The organism is Roseixanthobacter liquoris (assembly GCF_043195135.2).
In the GTDB taxonomy this organism is placed as follows: Bacteria; Pseudomonadota; Alphaproteobacteria; order Rhizobiales; family Xanthobacteraceae; genus NCEH01.
In genome coordinates, this window is the sequence record NZ_JBAFWP020000002.1 from 124,604 (window position 1) to 142,254 (window position 17,651).

Here is a 17,651-nt window from a genome sequence, read left to right on the forward strand (position 1 = left end):
AGGCTAGAACCACACCCGCTGCGTCCCGAGTCCATCGATCGTCACATCGACGAAATAGGGTTGCGGACGCAGCGTTGGGGGCATCGTCACATAGGCCATGCACTGGCTCTGCCCGCCGACGGAGACCCAACGAGGCTTTCCATTGCTGGCGCTTCCCGCGCACTGGCTGCTGTCGACGGCTTGGCGGGAACCCGACACGCAGGCCGCTTCTTGCCCCTGGGGTCCCAACCGGGCGGTCAGGCGATAGCCAGCCTCGCAAGAGTACGGTTCGTATCCAGGCCTGGAGGCCTGGAATCCGACTCCACTGCAGGTGGGAAAGGGGCGTCCTCTGGCGAGTTCGTTCCAAAGCCTCTGAACGGGAGGAACGCATTCGGCGAACTGCATGGGACCGCCTGGATTCGAAAGGCAGAGAAGAACCTGGCAGCCCCAATCGTCCGCGCGCGCTTTACTGCTGGAAATGCAGTAGGATGACAGCAATACGAATGCGCAGAAAAGCGCCCTAGCAGTAGGGGAAATCATGCCCACCACCCTCCCGAAACGATCCCGGAAAGGCTTGGCGGCCGCAATCTCATGCCGGGTTAACTATCATATACAGATCAGTTAAGCCGATGCCAAGAGCACTCGACGCCGAATGGCACAGCCTCTCGTTCTCGGCACTTATCCTGCGGCTGATCCTCGACAACCCACTCGACGACGAGACCCCTCAGTCGCGGCTCAAGCAAATCGGAATGATGAGCGTCCTGTATTATATGCACCAGGGCAATCAACGCCTGACGCTAACGAATATAATTGAGTTGACGTCGCTAACACGCGGCGGCGTCACTGAGACGATTGATCAGCTCGTTATCCGTAAGATCTTGACGGAGACGATGGTGAAAAACTCGATGGGGCGTGGGCAGGCGCGCGAATTCAAGATTGCGCCCGATATCTTCAAGAGGCTCCGCAACCTACAGGGTGGTTGATGGGCCGGGCCACGCGGCGGCCGAGAGCCGGTGCCGTCTCAAACTATCGCATTTGTGATAGTATGGCACCTCTGGTCGAGTTCGGTCAGTGCCCCGCGATCAGGCCGAATCGCACGTAGGCAGCTCTTGGCGGGCGAGACCAAGGGTCGTCCGGACCGGAGGGCGCCTGTTGGGCCCCTCCCCTCCCCTTCCGTTCCCGCTTCGAGCAGAGCCCGAGGGTCGGATGGCAGGTTGGTGCTTCTCGGCGCGCGTCCGGAATCTTCCGGGGGAACGGGGCTCCTGTCTCGGCGCCCGCATTTGATTGCACGTTGAAAAACCCATGCCGGCCATATATAGTTATGTTAGTCATTATGGTCATTGTGGGGGATCTCATGGCAACGCCCAGAAAGTCCGCACCCGATCAATCGGAGAGCTGGACGGTCGCCGATGCCAAAGCGCGTCTGTCCGAGGTCATCGAGCGGGCGCAACGCGACCCCCAGGTCATTACGCGGCACGGCAAGCCGAGCGTCGTTGTCGTTTCGGCGGAGGAATGGTCCCGCAAGACGGCGCGCAAGGGCACGCTGGCCGAGTTCCTGCTTGCATCACCGCTGCGAGACGTCGATCTCGATCTCGAGCGCGTCCGTAATCAGCCGCGCGACCTCGACCTGTGAATGTTCTGCTCGACACCAATGTTTTGTCGGAGGTCCGGCGACCGGCGCCCGACCCCCGGGTTCTCGCCTGGCTCGATGCGATCGACGAGGACCGGACCTACATAAGTGTAGCCTCGATCGCTGAACTCAAGCGTGGGATCGCATTGATGGACGACGGCCGTCGGCGCACCGCGCTCTCCGATTGGCTTGCACAGGATCTCCCAGAGCGCTTCGCTGGTCGTATCCTGCCTATTGACCCCGCGATTGCCGGACGCTGGGGAGATTTGATGGCGGAGGCCCGCATGAGCGGCTTTGCGCTCTCCGTGATGGACGGGTTTTTCGCCGCCACGGCGCTCGACCGCGACCTCGTGCTGGCCACCCGCAACACTAAGGACTTTGCGCCGCTCGGGGTGTCGCTTTTCAACCCCTGGACCGATGGCGGCCAATCGAAATGACGGCCTCTGTTCGTATACCCGACGTCGCATCGCTCGAAACCGTGCTGGCTGGGCTTGATCCGGCGTCGGCCGACTTGGCGCTGATCCCTGCCCTCACCCGTGCGTTCCCGGGGTTCGAATTCAGTCTCGCCCAGATCGATGATGACTATTGGCGCGACGCCCGCAGCGTCATCCAGCCGGACGGCACTCGGATCGGCGAGCTGCAATCGTGGATGACGGCAGAGGTCGCCAGGGAGCGTGGCGACATCGGAGCGCTGTGGCGCCGTCTAAAGGAGACAGAGCTGCAGATTACTGAATGGCGCGGCACCAGCGCGGTTGTGTTCGCGCCGACAGGTTCCGGGCCGGCCGACTATGTGCAGATTTCGCTTGGCCGTGAGACGGAGTGGCGGGTCGCTCCGATCGTCGATCCGCAGTGGCCTCCCTCGCGCGCGGAGGAGCTTCTGGAGCCGTCCTGGATTTCGCGTGAAGCCCCCTCCCCAGCCAGCCGGATCGCAGGTTCCGTCTACCGCGTGCTCGGACGCGCCGGCGGTGCAGTAATTCACGTCCGCAGTTTCCTCATGCGCTGCGCGCGCCATGAGCGGGCTACCCGCGAGGCGCGCCGCCCGGAGATGGAGCAGCGGGTCATCCATGAGGTCGGGCCGGACGGCATCCGGGAGACGCCGTTTCTTTCGGCGGTGCCGGATTGGTTCGATCACATGCCGCGCGAGGTGCGGTTCTTTAAAGACTGGGAAGCGTCCAGCGCTGCGAGGTCGCGCGTATTCGCCCACTGGGCGCTGGACGTGCGTGATTACGAGTATCGGGGGCAACGCGAGATCGGTTTCATTCCGCGGCCGCTCCGCATGCCACGCGAGCGCCTGACCGCGACGGAGGGCGCATCCGTGCACATCCTGATGGACCGCATCGAGGCGATCGACCGTGAAGTCGGGTTTCCGTTCGGATGGTTCTTCCTGATGATCCACGGCAATTGGGTCGACCCCGATGTTGGTCACGCCATCGCCCGGGCCTTGAAAGCCCAGCGTGTACGTCTTCCCGATCACGACGCCGGCGTTTTGCTTCGATGGGTGGATCAATTGTATGGGTTCTGAAGAGCTACCGGGCGAATGCACGAAAGCACCTCGCGCACGGCGGTCTCCGACGGGAAACTCATCGCCCTCTGGTTCGGCGCGCTATCCCATGATCCTGGTAATGGAGGTGCGTGAGACCTCCCGTCAACGGCGACGTCGGACGGAACGCCGGAGTTCTGTGAGACTGCCATCGGGCGCACATGCTCCTGACCACGACTCGGACTCGGCGGCCGCAGGCTTCGTGAAGGTGTCGGGGAGACGGTGGCGAAGACCTGGATCCGGCATTTTCCCGCCATTACAATGGCCGCAGATGCGGGCGGCACGCCAGGGGCTAAGTGGCTGGAGCCATTAATGGATGCTGCGCGGAGTAAGCATTCCGGACGGGATTGAACCCTGGCCATATTAAGTACTTGTTAATACTAAACCTCTGGACGACGCGGCAGAATCGTGGCCTACCTTTTGTCGGGCACAGGGCGCTAAAGCGCATCGGGGCCGACAAATAGGAGCCGGAGCGACAATGGCTGCACCAGCCATGACCATCATTGAGGCAGAGGATCCAGCGGACAAGATTGTTCGTCACGCCGGCCTGCTCTCGGAACACCTGCAGGCTCGCAGGCAGCAGATGTATCCGCCGGATGCTCAGAAGAGCCTCCGGAACTTCATGATTCATGAGGTGTCGAAGCTGACTTCGATCCCGGAATCGACTCTCAAGCTGATGTCGAATGAGGGCAAGGGGCCGGTGCCGGCCCGGCTCGATAACAACCATCGGGCCTATACGCTCGCGCAAATCAATGAGCTCCGCGAGCTGTTTGCGTCCCAGCGACCCGGCGAGGCATTACGGTTTTTGCCACACCGCCGCGAGGGCGAACACCTGCAAATCCTGGCTGTTGCCAATTTTAAGGGCGGTAGCGCGAAGACGACCACCAGCGCACACCTCGCCCACTATCTTGCCCTTCACGGCTATCGGGTTCTGGCGATTGATCTGGATCCTCAGGCATCGCTTTCTGCGATGTTCGGCGCGCAGCCCGAGATGGATGTTCAGCAGAACGAGACGATCTATGCGGCGCTTCGCTACGACGAACATCGCCGGCCGATCGCCGACATTATCCGGCCGACCTACTTCACCGGGATCGATCTCATTCCCGGCAATATCGAAGTCATGGAGTATGAGCATGAGACGCCGCGCTTTCTGTCGAAGCGGCAGGCGGACACGGAGAGCATTTTCTTCGAACGTTTGCGTCTCGCGCTGGCGGAGGTCGAGGACAACTACGACGTCGTCGTTCTCGACACCCCCCCTTCCCTCGGATTCCTGACCCTCGGTGCCATCTACGCGTCGACAGGTCTCCTCGTCACCGTCCATCCGGCCATGCTCGACGTGATGTCCATGAGCCAGTTCCTGCTGATGATGGGGGATCTGATCTCCGTCATCCGTGACGCCGGCGCGACCATGAAGCAGGACTTCCTGCGCTATGTGGTGACGCGCCATGATCCGATGGATCAGTCGCAGGTCCACGTTGTCTCGATGCTTCGGCATCTTTTTGAAGAGGACGTGCTGACCTCGACCGCGGTCGAGAGTGCTGCGATCGAGACAGCGGGGCTCGCGAAGCGCACGCTCTATGAGCTGGAGGCGGGGAACATCGCGGCGTCGACGGTCAAGCGTGCTCGTGAATCGATTGATGCCGTCAACGATCAGATCCTGGACCTCATCAAGAGCAGCTGGGGACGGACGTGATGAGCAAGCGCCCCACAGGGAAGTCGATCCTGCAGAATTTCGGCGCTTTTTCCGATCCGGCGCCTGATGGCGGCTCCGACAGGCCCGGAGACGGGAGCAGGCCCTCGGCTCCCCAGCCGTTGCCGCGCGTGGGTGCGGGTGTGATCGGGGCGACACAGCGTTCGCTCTCGGAGCTGAGAGAAGAGCGTGATCGGCTTCGCGCGATGGTGGATGCGGGCGGTGGCGCCGAGCTGGACCCGGTGCTGATTGACCCCTCCCCTTTCCCGGATCGATTGCCCGATGACAGCAGCGCGGATTTTGAATCGCTGAAGGCGCTGATATCGGAGGAAGGCCAGAAGGTTCCCATTCAGGTGCGGCGCCATCCGAGTGCGGAGGGGCGCTATCAAGTCGTTTACGGGCACCGGCGTTGGCGCGCAGCGTCGGAATTGGGCATCAAAGTCAAAGCGACAATTCTCGATCTGTCGGATAGCGAGCTGGTTGTCGCCCAGGGCATCGAGAATGCGGCCCGCCAGGATCTTTCCTGGATCGAGCGCTCGCTTTTTGCGTGGCGCATGGATCAGGCGGGGATCAAGGCCCGGGATATTCGCGCGGCGCTTTCAATTGATGACCCCGAGCTTGCCCGGCTTCGGGCAGTCACGAAGGTGCTTCCAACAGATGTGATCGAGGCAATCGGGCGGGCGCCCAAGGTGGGGCGCCCGCGCTGGATTGCCTTGGCGTCCGCGGTTGAGGAAGACAAGGCCGCGCTCGCGCGCATCCGAAAAACCTTGTCAGCTGACAAGGTTTTGGATCTGCCGTCGGACGAGCGGTTCAAGAGCGCGTTGGCAGCAGTCAAGGCACCGGTAGAGCGCGCGCGCTCCGAGCTCGAACTCAAAAGCCCCAAGGGAAAGGTGGTCGGCAAGGCGACGTTCTCGGCGGGTGACATCAAGTTTTCGGTCTCGAGTGGCCATGCGCAGGCATTTGGCGCCTTCCTGGAGGAGGAGCTGCCGGGCCTGATGGAGCGGTTTTTCGCCCGAGAGGGCGATGAGTGATTTCAGGGTCGCGCGCTAAAACCTTGTCAGCTGACAAGGTTGGACGGGACCACTGGAAATGGCGGAGGCCTCGGCCGACGCCGCTGTTAGGCGCAACAACTGAAGAGGAAGCATGAGGTAAAAAGAAAGGCCCCCGAAACAGGTGTCCCGGAAGCCCTTCTCGTTAGTGTCGCAACTCCGAGAATCTCACTTCCGCGAATCACAGTCAAGAGTCTCCGACAGGAGATTGGCACCGTTTCGGTGAGCGCTTTCGCTTTGCCAAAAAGCTGAAGGGCTGAACCATGACGCAGCAGCTACCTACGACGCCCTTTGGGCGGCGGTCGATGTCGCTTGGCCTGTTGGCCAGCCAAGTGACAGCTCAGGCCGTCGCGTCCGATGTGGTGGTTCACAAATGGAAGGTCTTCCAGCATATCCGGGAGGCGAGGGAAGCAATCGGCGCGACCGACCGCGCGCTCGCGATCCTCACCGCGTTGCTGTCGTTCCACCAGGAGACGACGATGTGCGCAGATGGCGATCTCGTCGTCTTTCCGTCCAATGCACAGCTCAGCGACCGCGCGAACGGCATGGCGCCGGCGACACTCCGCAGGCATATCGCCATCCTTGTGCACTGCGGCCTGGTCATTCGCAGAGACAGCCCGAACGGCAAGCGCTTCGCGCGCAAAGGACCGGCGGGTGAGATCGAGCAGGCCTACGGCTTCGACCTGGCGCCCATCGTGGCCCGGGCGGATGAGTTCAAAAGACTGGCGGAGACCACCCAGGCGGAGAAGAAGGCCTTCCAGGTCCTGCGCGAGCGGCTGACGATCGCGCGGCGGGACGTTGTGAAGATGATCGCCGTCGGCATCGAGGAGGGTGTCCCTGGCGACTGGCGTGGATATCGCGTGGTCTATGAGGGCCTCATGGCACGGCTGCCGCGGTCGGCGTCAAAGGCAACGGTTGAAGCCATTCTGGCTGAACTAAACGAGCTCCGCGCCCTTGTGCATAAGGTGCTGGAGAACTTCGTAAAATCACAAAATCAAAACGCCAATGAGTCTCATAATGAGCGCCACAAACAGAATTCAAACACAGACTCCAAAAATGAATCTGAACAGGGCCTGCGGAAGAGTGAGAAGGCGGATCCGGTAGCTCCCGACAACGTCCATCCGCTCCCAGAGCGGGATCTGCCACTTGGAATCGTCCTCGAAGCCTGTCCGGAGATTGTGGCGCTGGCGCCGGGAGGTGAGATCCGAAGCTGGCGCGATCTCCTGGCGACGGCGCAGCTGGCGCGGGGCTACCTTGGGATCAGCCCGAGCGCCTATCAGGACGCCTGCGCCGCCATGGGTGAATCCCATGCGGCAACGGTCATCGCCGCGATCCTGCAGCGGGCCGAGCACATATCGAGCCATGGGGGCTATCTGCGCAGCCTGACGAAGCGAGCGCAGGACGGGAAATTCTCGACCTGGCCGATGGTGATGGCGCTGCTGCGTGCGAAGCTGGATGCGAAAGCCGACGGGGCAGGGGGCGGCGGTGCGGTGCGGGGATCAGCGAGCCCTGGTCGCCGGATCCCCGGCGAGACGCCATGATGCGGCCCTCGGCGCGGATGGATGGCTGCGGAACCCCGGAACCGGGTCTACAGCCCGGCGGCTTTGGTGAGGTTCACCCGGAACCGGTCGCGCCGGCGCTGATAACGGCGGGTCATTTCGGCCGAGGCATGGCCGAGCTGCTTCTGGACATGGCGCTCCTCGATCTCGGCCGACGACGCGAGGCCGGCGCGCAGCGAATGGCCGGCGAACTTTTCTTCCCGGTCGCCTTCGCTGAGATCGCCGCGGACGCCGGCGGCGAGCGCGGTCCGCTTGACCAGCCGAGCGACCTGACGGTCGTTGAGCCTGTCGGGTCCGACGTCCTTGCCCCGGCCGGTCACCCGGCGGAACAGCGGGCCATGGCCGATCTTCGCGAGCTTGAGCCAGGTCTCGAGCGTCACGACGGGGCAGGTGGCGTCGGAGGACCCGCGGCCAACTTCGATTTCGCGCCAGCCGGTCTTGCCACGGAGCGTGACGAGAAGCCCCTTGTCGAGGACCTCGACCCAGCCACGGCCGTCCTCGGTGTGATCCCGGCCGACATCGAGCCCGACGACCTCGGAGCGCCGCAGGCCGCCGGCGAAGCCGAGCAGCAGCATGGCCCGGTCGCGTAGGCCGCGGAGCGTGCCGCGGTCGAGCGTCTCCAGCATGGCGACGAGGTCTTCAGGAAGGACGGCCTCCTTCTGCCGGGGAGGGGAGGCATGGGTGTTGCGGATGCCGGCGAGCACGGTGGCGATGTGGCGATCGCTGCGGTCGAGCGGCGTGCCGCGCTGGGTGTAGTTCCAGGAGATGGCCGACAGCCGGCGCTCGATGGTCGAGACTGCGTGCGGCTTGTCGCCCGGGATGACGGCGCCAGACGCGCAGGCGGTGATGTAAAGCCCGACGACCTCGGGGGAGGGAGGGAGGACCTCCAGAGCTTGCCGCCGGCACCAGGCGGAAAAATGCTTCCAGTCGGAGGCATAGGCCCTGCGGGTGTTCGCCGAGCTCGCCGCCTCGACATAGGTCCGCGCCCGTTCGGTGAGGCGCTCGAGATGCGCCGGCACTGCGGATTGCACCGGATTCACCGGTTCGGGGAGGGCAGGGGAGGGGGGATTGATCGGGTCTCCCTCTCGCAGCTCCGGATCGGTCTCGACCGTCATTATTCCGGATCCCACGGATTGATCACCGACGCGCCGGTGTCCTCGAAATCCGCCACGTTGCGGGTCACGACGATGAGGTCGTGGACGATGGCCGTCGCCGCGATCAGCCCATCGATATCGCCCCGAGGCCGAAGCGCGGCGATCCGCCCCCACTCGACGGCGATCTGGTCGCTGACCGGCAGGATCCGATCGGCATGATCATGGCGCAGCTTGCGCAGCCACTCGGCGAGGTGGCCAGCGGTCTTCGGGTCGGATTTCTGCTTCAGCGCGATGCCGCGCATGATCTCGCCGAGGGTAAGGGCGCTGAGGTGGACGCTGAGCGGGTCGATTGCGCGCAGCCACGAGACCGCTGCCGGCGTGCCGCGCCGGGCCTCGGAGACCACGTTGGTGTCCACGAGGTACATCAGAAGGCCACATCACGGCTGGGGCGCACGGCCCGCTGTGTCACCGTATCGACGAGCGCATCGTCCCACGCCGGCCCTGACAGCAAATCGTCGACCAGGGTCGGTCGGCCGGCCCGCAGAGCATCATAGTCAGCGGCCGAGAGCACGACGGCTGCGCGTTCGCCGCGCAGGGTGACGACCTGCGGACCTTCCGCACGGGCTTTCTGCACCACCTTGGAGAACTGGTTCTTGGCATCCTGCAGCGGCCAATCCATGCGCACACCCTTCTAGCTAGACTGTCTAGCTATATAAGATCCGACTCCGACACGTCAATGCGCCGATTTCCGTGCCCCGGGAGGGGTGTTTTGGTGCACCCGCGGCGCCCTTCTATATAAAGGTGAGAAATGTCCGATAATGCAACATTATCGGACGTTCTTATTCTCAGACAAGGCGTGCGGATAAGGCGGATAACGATAGCTAAAAGCGCACAACGCGGCTAGGCTTCGCGCATGGATCTCGCGCCGATTCCAGCGCCCGCAGCGCCATCGCCGGTACCGGTCGTGCCGGGCTGGGCGGTGCCGCACGGCCCGATGACGGACCTGCCTGAGGCAGCCTTCCTGGCCGGCGCAGCTTTGAATTCCTTGGACAATCTGGTGCGGGCGAACCCGCCTTGGGCCGGCGCGTGGCGTGCCCGGCTGGCGCTGACCTGCGCCGCCGTGGCGGCGCGTCAGGCGGGTCGAGCGGAGGATGAAAGCATGCTCCGGGACGCCTGGCATCTGCGTCCGCCGGATGCCGATCCCGGGCCCGCCGGGCGCTTGCTGGCGGCGTGGCGGCGTCTGGCCGAGCGCTCACCTGGGGTGGACAGTGCGGCGCTCCAATCGGTGTGCGCGCTGCTCGGCCTTGCCTGGAATGATCGGCTGGCCTTTCTTCCGGATGAGATCGATCGCCTGCTGGCCACCAGCCGGCCGGCGCCGCTCGCCGCGACGGCGGTCGTCCGGGCTGTGGCCGCAGTGCAGCCTGGCGCGGAACTGCTCGGCTGGTGGCTGGCCGACCAGGTCCTGGCGCTCCGGCTGCGCTGGCCGCTGCCGGTGCCGCTGCTGATGGCCGAGGCTGGCGGGCCCCGCCGGGCGGGGAGGGGAGGGGGCCTCTCGCCACAGGGAGACGGCCTCGACGTCACCGTCTGTGTCGCCGTCGCGCAGGGCGCCACCCGGGCCTGCCGGCTGGCCGCCTCGATCGCCCCGCGCGCCGCCGGCCTCGACGCGGTGGTGCCGAAGCTACGCGCCAAGGGCGCCGGCGACGCGGTGCGCCGGCTGCTCGACGACGACGTCGTGCCCGGGACCTTGCAGACCGACGCGCTCTCCCGCTTCGCGGCGCGCCGGCTGTTCGAGCGCCTGGTCACGCTTGGCGCCGTGCGCGAACTGTCCGGCCGATCCAGCTTCAAGCTCTACGGGCTCTGACATGGCCCGCCGCCCGCGCCCGCCCGAACCCTTCGACACCGAGCTGGCGCACCTGCCGCCGGAGCTGCGCTGGCGCGAATGGATGGGCCGGGTCGAGGCGGTGATCTTTGCCGCGCCCGCGCCGGTGACCCGCGAGGTGCTCGCCCGCGTCGTTGGCCGCGACTGCAGCATCGACCTCCTCATCGACGACATCCGCGCCGAACTGCGCGGCCGGCCCTACGAGTTGGTGGCGGTCGCCGGCGGCTGGCAGCATCGCACCAAGAAGGGGTTTGCGGAGGCGATCCAGGTGGCCACCGGCCTTGGCACCAACGATCCGAAGCCGCTGTCGAAGTCCGAGCAGTTGGTGCTCCTGGCCATCGCCTACTTCCAGCCGATCACCCGCGGCGAGCTTGGCCAGTTCTTCGGCAAGGAGATCAGCCGCGACACCATCGGCCATCTGCGCGGCCTGGACTTCATCGCTGCCGGTCCGCGCAGTCCGGTGCCCGGCGCGCCGTACACCTACGTGACGACGAAGGGCTTCCTCAGCTTCTTCGGCTTCGACACGCTGCGCGACCTGCCGGACATGGAAGCGTTGGAGGATGCGGGCTTGCTCAGCAAAGAGCGGCTGCTGGCGGGGGATTTTCCGGCGCTAGGTGGCGATGGGATCGGGGATGAAGGCGAGCCTCTCGATCCGGAAGAGGTATTCGGGGAGTGATGATGAGCCTAGCTACCGGCGCTACGGCTGGCTGGAGGATTGTCTAGATCGCTCCGAAAATCATCGCCCGGCGGAGGACAATTTTGACCTTTCCGTGTACGATTCGGCGGACGGATCCCTAGGCCTCACCCGCGGCAAGCCCTTTTCGATCATGGCACGAAGCGACCTTCTTGTTTCCCTCGTACGCGCCGGCGCGACCGGCGATCGGGAAATGCTGAGATCAACGGCAGAGGCGCTGGTGGCCGAAGAACGGGCTCAAAATCATCATATCGTTGCAGACCGACTCGAAAGGGCGATGTCCGCCGTTCCGGTCACGCCCCCGGCGCTCACGGCCTCCGCAAATCTTGCAGGGCCCGGCAAGGACGCGATTCTAGAGATCGAGCCGCGGGCTCAGATGAACCAGCTCTTGCTGCCTCTGCCGGTGCAGGAAAACGGCAGACAGCTCATCGAAGAGCATGTCCGCGCCGACGTGTTGAGAGCACATGGCTATGAGCCTCGTCACCGCGTGCTGCTCTCTGGTCCACCGGGAAACGGCAAAACCTCGTTTGCTGAATCTGTTGCGGAAGCACTTGGACTGCCATTCTTCGTTGTCCGCTACGACGCTCTCATTGGTAGCTATCTGGGCGAGACGAACGCTCGCCTGAGAAGGCTGTTCGATTATGTCCGCACACGCCCAAGCGTTCTGTTTTTTGATGAGTTCGATGCCATCGGGAAGGAACGTGGGGACACGCATGAGACCGGCGAGATCAAGCGCGTCGTCTCATTCTTGCTGATGCAGCTCGACCAATTGCCGAGCTATGTGGTCGTTATTGCGGCTACCAACCATGCTGAGCTTTTGGATCGCGCAGTGTGGCGGCGGTTCCAACTCCGTCTTGGCTTTCCTGCACCGGACAAGAAGCAAATCGAAGCGTTCCTTGACCGAATACTAACTCGTTGGCCGGAGCAGCCGCGCCTCCCTTCGCAAAAGGTGGCAGCCAAGCTCGGGTGTGTAAGTTACGCAGAAGCGCTGGATTTCTGCCAAAATGTCCGCAGAAGACAAATATTGGGCTTGGGGGAGCTTTCCATTGATGACGCCCTGCGCGTTGAACTTGACCTCTGGTCCTCTCGTGTGAAGCCAGAGGAGCCAGATGCCGAGCGACCCGACGAAACCACTCCTTCGACTCCGTCCAGGCGCGCCGCAGCCAAGAGTCCTCGGAAGGCAGGCACGGCCACCGAGATCTGAGGCCTACTCGAGCGACGTTCAGGAGAGTCGCTTCGGGCCGACATTCAGCCGATTGGCGGAGGTCCTCGCTCGCGATCCGGCTGGCCTCGAGCTAAGGGCAGATCCCGCAGGACTTGCGCCTGAGCGGCTGCTCGTGTTTGAAGTCCGCGGAAGCATCGCGCCCTTCGTGAAGGCCATCAATAAAGTCCGCGGTCTCGAACTTGTCGATGAGGAAGAGCTTCCGGAAGACGAGGATAAGTCACCTGTGGCTTATCTCCTGGTTCCTGACGTCAGAGCTCTACGACATATTGAAAGTCTATGGAGGAATTGGCGCGCTGGACGCGAGATGCCCGATGGATTCACGCCGTGGCGAGATGTTTTTGCTTGCCTTCGAGCCTTGCGTCCATGGGGACCTGAGGATCGGGTACAGCCAGCCGACGGAGATACTCTGAGCGAAGAGATCTTCGGTAAATCCGATGACGATGTCATTCCGCTTGAAATCGAATTGATCTTTCGACCTCAAACGGCTTCCGGGGTGACAAGTGAAGCAATTCTGAGCCAAGCCATCGAGGCCGAAGGCGGCAGGGTTATCAGCCGAGCCCGATTGGACGATATCGCATACCATGCCGTGCTGGCACGCCTGCCCGTCCGTGCAGTTCGTGAAATCACAGCGAGATCTCAGGCAAGCATAGCCGGTCTCGAACCCGTTATGTACATACGCCCGCAAAGTCGGGTGTCCTTGCTCGATCTGGTCGACAACCAACCGCTCGAAACGCCGTCGCAAGGCAGGGACGTCGGGGCCGATCCCATCGTTGCGGTTCTCGATGGCGTCCCGATGGCCGGGCATCCCTTGCTTCAGCGGCACCTGATCATCGAGGACCTGTTCGGGCTCGAGGCGAATGCCCTGGTTTCACAACGCCTGCATGGAACGGCGATGACCTCGCTGATCGTACACGGTGATCGCAATCGGCCAGAGCCCGCCCTGCCTCGGCGGGTTCATTGCATCCCGGTTCTTGGGTCAGGAGACGGCTTCCCTCCCGATCGGCTAATCGTCGACCTCATCTATCAGGCCGTGTTTCAGATGCGTGGAAACGCCGAGCCCTCGGCGCCCCACGTCATCATCGTCAACATCTCACTCGGTAACAGACGTCGGCAATTCCATGGTCAGCTCTCACCGTGGGCGCGCCTTCTCGATCGGCTGGCTTACCGGTTCGGCATCCTCTTCATAGTTAGTGCGGGGAACGTTCTCGACGAGTTTTCCATGCATGCTTTTTCGACGAGCGTGCAGTTCGAAGAGGCCAATCCCACGCAGCGAGCTCGCGGGACGATCAATGCGCTTGCGGGAGTGTTTGGCGATCGCCGTTTGCTTTCGCCTGCGGAGACAGTAAACGGTCTCACAATTGGCGCCAGGAACTGGGATTGGGTTTCCACGCGGGATCGGCACTTCGCACACTCAAATGTTGATCCATTCCCGGCACTGGACACTGCCAATCCGTCGAGCGCACTGGGTCCAGGCTTTGCCGATTCCGTAAAGCCGGATTTCCTCATGCCAGGTGGCCGCGAGCATCTCCGTGTTGTCGGCAGCGGCGACTCCATCACTGTCACACCAGGCCGCCCGGGACGAGGGATGGGGCTTAGAGTCGCCGCGCCGCCGGCCGGCCAAGGTCTCGAGAATGCCGAAGCGTTTACGAATGGAACGAGCGCGGCCACCGCAATAGCGTCTCGCACAGCTCATCGTATCCATGACGCATTGGAGGGCGAATACGGAGAAGACTTTCTCCGGTTGCCCAATGTATCAAGGGCAGTGCTCATCAAGGCACTCCTGGTGCATCCCGCGCGCTGGCCGGAGGACACGGCAGCGCTGGTGCGTGAGCTTCTCGGGCCAACCGGGAGGGGACAGGCGTCGCGCCAGAAGGACAATATTCGCCGGTTCCTCGGCTATGGTGTGGTCGATCCAGAAGATGCCGTCGCATGTACTGGTGACAGAGCAACGTTCTGGGCGGTAGGTTCGCTGCGTGGAGAGCGCGGTGTCGACGTATCGATACCCATTCCGGCGGCGTACGGTGGGAAGGCTCGGCCGCATTCTATTGCCGCTACCCTTGCGTGGTTCACGCCTGTGCTCCCAGGTCGCAAAGCGTATCGCGCAGTCCGGCTCAAGATCCTCGATCCTGCCGAGGTCGGTGAATTGGGTGTCCTGGCGCACGGGAACCAGCCCGATGGCAACCAGACTAATCGCGGAACCGTCTACACTCGGTGTTGGAGCGGCGATCAGGCTGCGATCGTGGCATCCGGCATGTCTCTGCCATTACGTGTTCAGCGCGAGCCGGATGCCACCGCAATAGATGATGCGGTTCCGTTCGGCCTCGCTATCACGCTGTCGATGCCGGGCGTTGAAGAGATTTACGACGAAGTACGTGATCGGGTTCGAGACGCTTTGCGTCAGGTGGTTAGGTGAACACGGGCAAAAAAGAGGCCTTGGAGCGGGAGAAGGGCGTTGCGAGCGACCTAATTTTGCGCAGGGTAAGTCAGCTCGGCGCTGAACGACAATAACTCCTCGGTGGCTACGACAAAGCCGAGAACAGGGGTCGACGCGCAGGTTCTTAAATCGAACTTCGGTTAGGGTGAGAAGGCCGATGAAAATCAAAGACCTTCCAGCTCCTGTCACCGCCTCCAAGGCTGACTGGCTCGCCGGGACATCTTGGCTCGGCTTCACGCCTGCTGACAGTGATCTTGCAACCAGAAATCAATGCCAAAGCACGATCCAACGGCAGTATGGCGCGGGCTATGTTATCGAGTACATCACAGAGCAATTTAGTGAACCGAACGCAGGCTACCAGAACGATCCTATCTACCTGGCGGAGAGGGAAGCCCATGGACATTTGGCGGGCCGGCTCATCGCTGTACATAAACTTAGGGCGACTGCCCGGCCGCTCGAAACAATCCTAGGTGACGAGGAATACAAGCGAATTCAGGATATGTGGGCACAGGATGGCAAGCGTTATCGGTGGTCAGTCGCCTTCCCAATCGTCGAGAGCTACGCGATCAAGGGGCGCCCAAAGGCGAAGGCCGTGCTCGGCGACATCGCATACCGGCGCCTGTACCGACACTCTTCCGCTACGCTTCGGGCCCTCAACGATGAGGAGCGCCAGCTGATTGCCGACTTGGAAATCGAACCCCTTGTAGCTGCGAGCGCTTGGATCGGTATCGAGGACGATTTTGCAGCCGCCGCGCGGAGTCAGATCGACGCGCGCACTCAAAAGTTCATCAACCAGGACCTGGGTGCCTTAGAGGGAATGCCAGAGGAGCGCCGCATTCGAGTTAGGCGGAGAGCCGCTTGGAAAGCGGACCAGTTCATCCGGGAGCGGCAAAGTGCTGGAAGGCTCAGTTGCGACGCCTGTGCTTTTGACCCAGCGATGATTTTCGACCCTAGCCGTGTCAAACCGCGAAGCCTCCTGGAAGTTCATCACAATGACCCCTTGGCGGAGGGGACCCGGCACACAACGACCGCGGACTTCACGCTTCTATGCCCGACATGCCACAAGGTGGAACACGTACGTTTACGACTTAGATCCCTGTCGACCAGAGCAACGTCGCTGGGGGCGGCCCATGATGGGGGATCCGTTCCGGCGCTTTCTCCAGATGCCGGCTGATAGAATGACCTGCCACGCTCTGCCAGGACACTCCAGTCTTCACTCATGCTCGTCTGACCGAGATCTCGCGCGACCAATTTTGTAGAAATATTTCGAGCGAGGGTCTGAATTCTGGTAAATAGGCTGGGGTCAACACGATGCAACAAGATAATGTTCCGAGAATATTTCAAGCTAATATCGATCGAATCTTCAAACGTCTCATCCACCCTAGTCTTGAGGCTTTGCAAATACATCCGGAGCTTCAATTCGGCGAGGCTGGAACAATGGACGAACTTCTCGATCGCTCAGCGGCTATAGTCGATAACTACACAGCCAACGAAGCGGCGAAGGCGTTCACCATGATGCTTGCGGCGCTGTTCGAGCGGCAACTCAGGTTCTGGGGCCGCAGCTTGGGCGTATCGATGGCAAGGCGCAAATCAGGATTAGAACCCTTTCGGGAATACCTACCGTTGTGCGCTAGGACTGGCAATATAGACCTAGATGACGGGCTTGTTGGATTCAACCTTATTGAAATGTTCCTGGTAGCCAATATTTACCGTCATGGTGACGGACCTTCGGTCAGAGACTTACGCTTGCATGCTCCCGATCGCTGGACTTATGAACCTTCTCGGTATGTGGACCTGCTGCCGCCCAACGCCGAGGAGAGCGAGCTTCTGCTGGTGAGGCCAAGCGACGTGTCACGCTACGCCGGCGCCTGCGCCCGGTTCTGGGGCTGCGCCGACAAGCTACACATGGCGGTGAAAGAGCCGCACTACGGTTGAGTGCGGTACGACATTTCACGAGCTGATCTAAGCCACTCTCAAGAAAGCGTCGGGCGCGCAGGGGAATGGGCCGGTTCGGATTTTCTCAGGCATTCATTTCCGCCGCGGGGTGGGCCTATATCGCTTCAGCTCCATTCGTCGCTTTTCGAGAATTCTGGGTCGTTGGGTGTCGGGGCCGGCACGGGTGGTTTTGGCCTGCCTTCGGTTGCTATGCGGGCACACAACGCGTCAAAGAGCTTCTTGGCTCGTAGACAGGCCGAGGTAACGGCCTCGATCCGATCAAGCGGAAAATGTTCGCTGTTGATGCGGCCAGCCTCAATTGGGATGCGGTACGATACGACGATAGGGGTCTCGCCATCGATCATGCGCCAAATGCCATGAGCCATCTTGTTTCTGGCTTCGACCGCAAGGCGTATCGCTGACCAAGCGTCCGCGGTTGTTCGCGCGTGACGATGGAGCGGCAAACCATAGCGGTGAGATAGTTTTTTCGCGAGTTCGATCTTTTCCTTTGTCTCAATCTGCGTGACGAGCTTCCCATCGTCAGCCGAGAGTCCAAGCACATCCCAAATGAAATGCTCGGCGCTCATCTCCATCTCTGAAAACACCATGAGCGCGTCCGCCATGGCAAGCTTAATTGCATCCGGCACTCCTTCGGAGATGCGGGCGCCGTCTGAGAGGTTTTGTCGAATGACTTTGCGGCCTGCGGCCGATCTGGCTTTAGGTTGCTTAGAGCGGGGACTTTTGGGCGGAAGATTACTCATGTCGCGAGATTCCAATCGTCGCATGCGTGTGGACGACAAGTCGCCACATCCTACCACGTCGTCCGAGCGTGATCTGACGGCAGTTCAGCTTACCCTGAGCCTCACCAGCGCATTGAAGCGCTCGGGCATGACGTGAACGCGGTTCGCTCACGCGGAGAACGAGAACAAATTATCTGATGCTA

Annotated in this window: 18 protein-coding genes; 13 read left to right on the forward strand and 5 right to left on the reverse strand. The window is 62.2% G+C overall.

What is annotated here, in order from left to right:
* Positions 1-3: 3 nt before the first annotated feature.
* The gene (locus tag V5F84_RS22420; protein WP_394044456.1) at positions 4-519 is read right to left on the reverse strand and encodes a hypothetical protein; all 516 of its coding nucleotides are present in this window, start codon (positions 517-519) and stop codon (positions 4-6) included.
* 89 nt (positions 520-608) lie between these two features.
* Between V5F84_RS22420 and V5F84_RS22425 the strand changes: the two genes are divergently transcribed.
* The 7 genes from V5F84_RS22425 to repC all read left to right on the forward strand — a co-directional run bounded on the left by V5F84_RS22425 (position 609) and on the right by repC (position 7,429).
* A complete protein-coding gene (locus V5F84_RS22425) occupies positions 609-962 on the forward strand; it encodes a MarR family transcriptional regulator (RefSeq protein ID WP_394044454.1) in 354 nt (117 codons plus the stop codon).
* 371 nt (positions 963-1,333) lie between these two features.
* Positions 1,334-1,612 carry a type II toxin-antitoxin system Phd/YefM family antitoxin gene (locus V5F84_RS22430; protein WP_298313925.1) on the forward strand — a complete coding sequence of 93 codons (279 nt, stop codon included), beginning with the start codon at positions 1,334-1,336 and terminating at the stop codon, positions 1,610-1,612.
* Positions 1,609-2,046, forward strand: coding sequence for a type II toxin-antitoxin system VapC family toxin (locus V5F84_RS22435; protein ID WP_394044452.1), 438 nt, complete (start codon positions 1,609-1,611; stop codon positions 2,044-2,046). Before V5F84_RS22430 ends, V5F84_RS22435 begins: the two co-directional genes overlap by 4 nt.
* The gene (locus tag V5F84_RS22440) at positions 2,043-3,131 is read left to right on the forward strand and encodes a hypothetical protein (RefSeq protein ID WP_394044450.1); all 1,089 of its coding nucleotides are present in this window, start codon (positions 2,043-2,045) and stop codon (positions 3,129-3,131) included. The genes V5F84_RS22435 and V5F84_RS22440 overlap by 4 nt, the downstream gene beginning before the upstream one ends.
* A gap of 496 nt (positions 3,132-3,627) precedes the next feature.
* Positions 3,628-4,842, forward strand: a complete 1,215-nt coding sequence (gene repA, locus V5F84_RS22445) for a plasmid partitioning protein RepA (protein ID WP_394044448.1) — start codon at positions 3,628-3,630, stop codon at positions 4,840-4,842.
* Positions 4,842-5,870 carry a plasmid partitioning protein RepB gene (gene repB / locus V5F84_RS22450; protein WP_394044446.1) on the forward strand — a complete coding sequence of 343 codons (1,029 nt, stop codon included), beginning with the start codon at positions 4,842-4,844 and terminating at the stop codon, positions 5,868-5,870. Before repA ends, repB begins: the two co-directional genes overlap by 1 nt.
* A gap of 281 nt (positions 5,871-6,151) precedes the next feature.
* Positions 6,152-7,429, forward strand: coding sequence for a plasmid replication protein RepC (gene repC / locus V5F84_RS22455; RefSeq protein ID WP_394044444.1), 1,278 nt, complete (start codon positions 6,152-6,154; stop codon positions 7,427-7,429).
* Positions 7,430-7,476: 47 nt separating this feature from the next.
* Here the strand turns inward: repC and V5F84_RS22460 are convergent, their stop codons facing one another.
* From V5F84_RS22460 to V5F84_RS22470, 3 genes are read right to left on the reverse strand one after another with little or no spacing between them, the layout of a single operon-like run.
* Positions 7,477-8,562 (reverse strand): site-specific integrase, encoded by a 1,086-nt coding sequence (locus V5F84_RS22460; RefSeq protein WP_394044442.1) that lies wholly within the window; start codon positions 8,560-8,562, stop codon positions 7,477-7,479.
* Positions 8,562-8,966 (reverse strand): type II toxin-antitoxin system VapC family toxin, encoded by a 405-nt coding sequence (locus V5F84_RS22465; protein ID WP_394044440.1) that lies wholly within the window; start codon positions 8,964-8,966, stop codon positions 8,562-8,564. Before V5F84_RS22465 ends, V5F84_RS22460 begins: the two co-directional genes overlap by 1 nt.
* Entirely contained in the window at positions 8,966-9,220 is a 255-nt protein-coding gene (locus V5F84_RS22470; RefSeq protein WP_394044438.1) for a type II toxin-antitoxin system Phd/YefM family antitoxin, read from the reverse strand. The genes V5F84_RS22465 and V5F84_RS22470 overlap by 1 nt, the downstream gene beginning before the upstream one ends.
* Before the next feature lie 234 nt (positions 9,221-9,454).
* Here V5F84_RS22470 and V5F84_RS22475 point away from each other — a divergent pair, with 234 nt between their 5' ends.
* The 6 genes from V5F84_RS22475 (at position 9,455) to V5F84_RS22500 (ending at position 16,708) form a co-directional block, all read left to right on the forward strand.
* Positions 9,455-10,402 carry a DUF1403 family protein gene (locus tag V5F84_RS22475; RefSeq protein ID WP_132034805.1) on the forward strand — a complete coding sequence of 316 codons (948 nt, stop codon included), beginning with the start codon at positions 9,455-9,457 and terminating at the stop codon, positions 10,400-10,402.
* A gap of 1 nt (position 10,403) precedes the next feature.
* Positions 10,404-11,096 carry an SMC-Scp complex subunit ScpB gene (scpB, locus tag V5F84_RS22480; protein ID WP_132034807.1) on the forward strand — a complete coding sequence of 231 codons (693 nt, stop codon included), beginning with the start codon at positions 10,404-10,406 and terminating at the stop codon, positions 11,094-11,096.
* Between the two features lie 151 nt (positions 11,097-11,247).
* Positions 11,248-12,318: an AAA family ATPase gene (locus V5F84_RS22485; protein WP_509277236.1), complete on the forward strand. Its 1,071-nt coding sequence runs from the start codon at positions 11,248-11,250 to the stop codon at positions 12,316-12,318.
* 133 nt (positions 12,319-12,451) lie between these two features.
* Entirely contained in the window at positions 12,452-14,752 is a 2,301-nt protein-coding gene (locus V5F84_RS22490; protein ID WP_394044433.1) for a S8 family peptidase, read from the forward strand.
* A gap of 178 nt (positions 14,753-14,930) precedes the next feature.
* Positions 14,931-15,947 (forward strand): HNH endonuclease, encoded by a 1,017-nt coding sequence (locus V5F84_RS22495; protein ID WP_132034812.1) that lies wholly within the window; start codon positions 14,931-14,933, stop codon positions 15,945-15,947.
* Between the two features lie 137 nt (positions 15,948-16,084).
* On the forward strand, positions 16,085-16,708 hold the full coding sequence (locus V5F84_RS22500; RefSeq protein ID WP_132034814.1) for a hypothetical protein: 624 nt from the start codon (positions 16,085-16,087) through the stop codon (positions 16,706-16,708).
* Between the two features lie 125 nt (positions 16,709-16,833).
* Here the strand turns inward: V5F84_RS22500 and V5F84_RS22505 are convergent, their stop codons facing one another.
* The gene (locus tag V5F84_RS22505) at positions 16,834-17,469 is read right to left on the reverse strand and encodes a hypothetical protein (RefSeq protein ID WP_394044430.1); all 636 of its coding nucleotides are present in this window, start codon (positions 17,467-17,469) and stop codon (positions 16,834-16,836) included.
* Positions 17,470-17,651 lie beyond the last annotated feature (182 nt).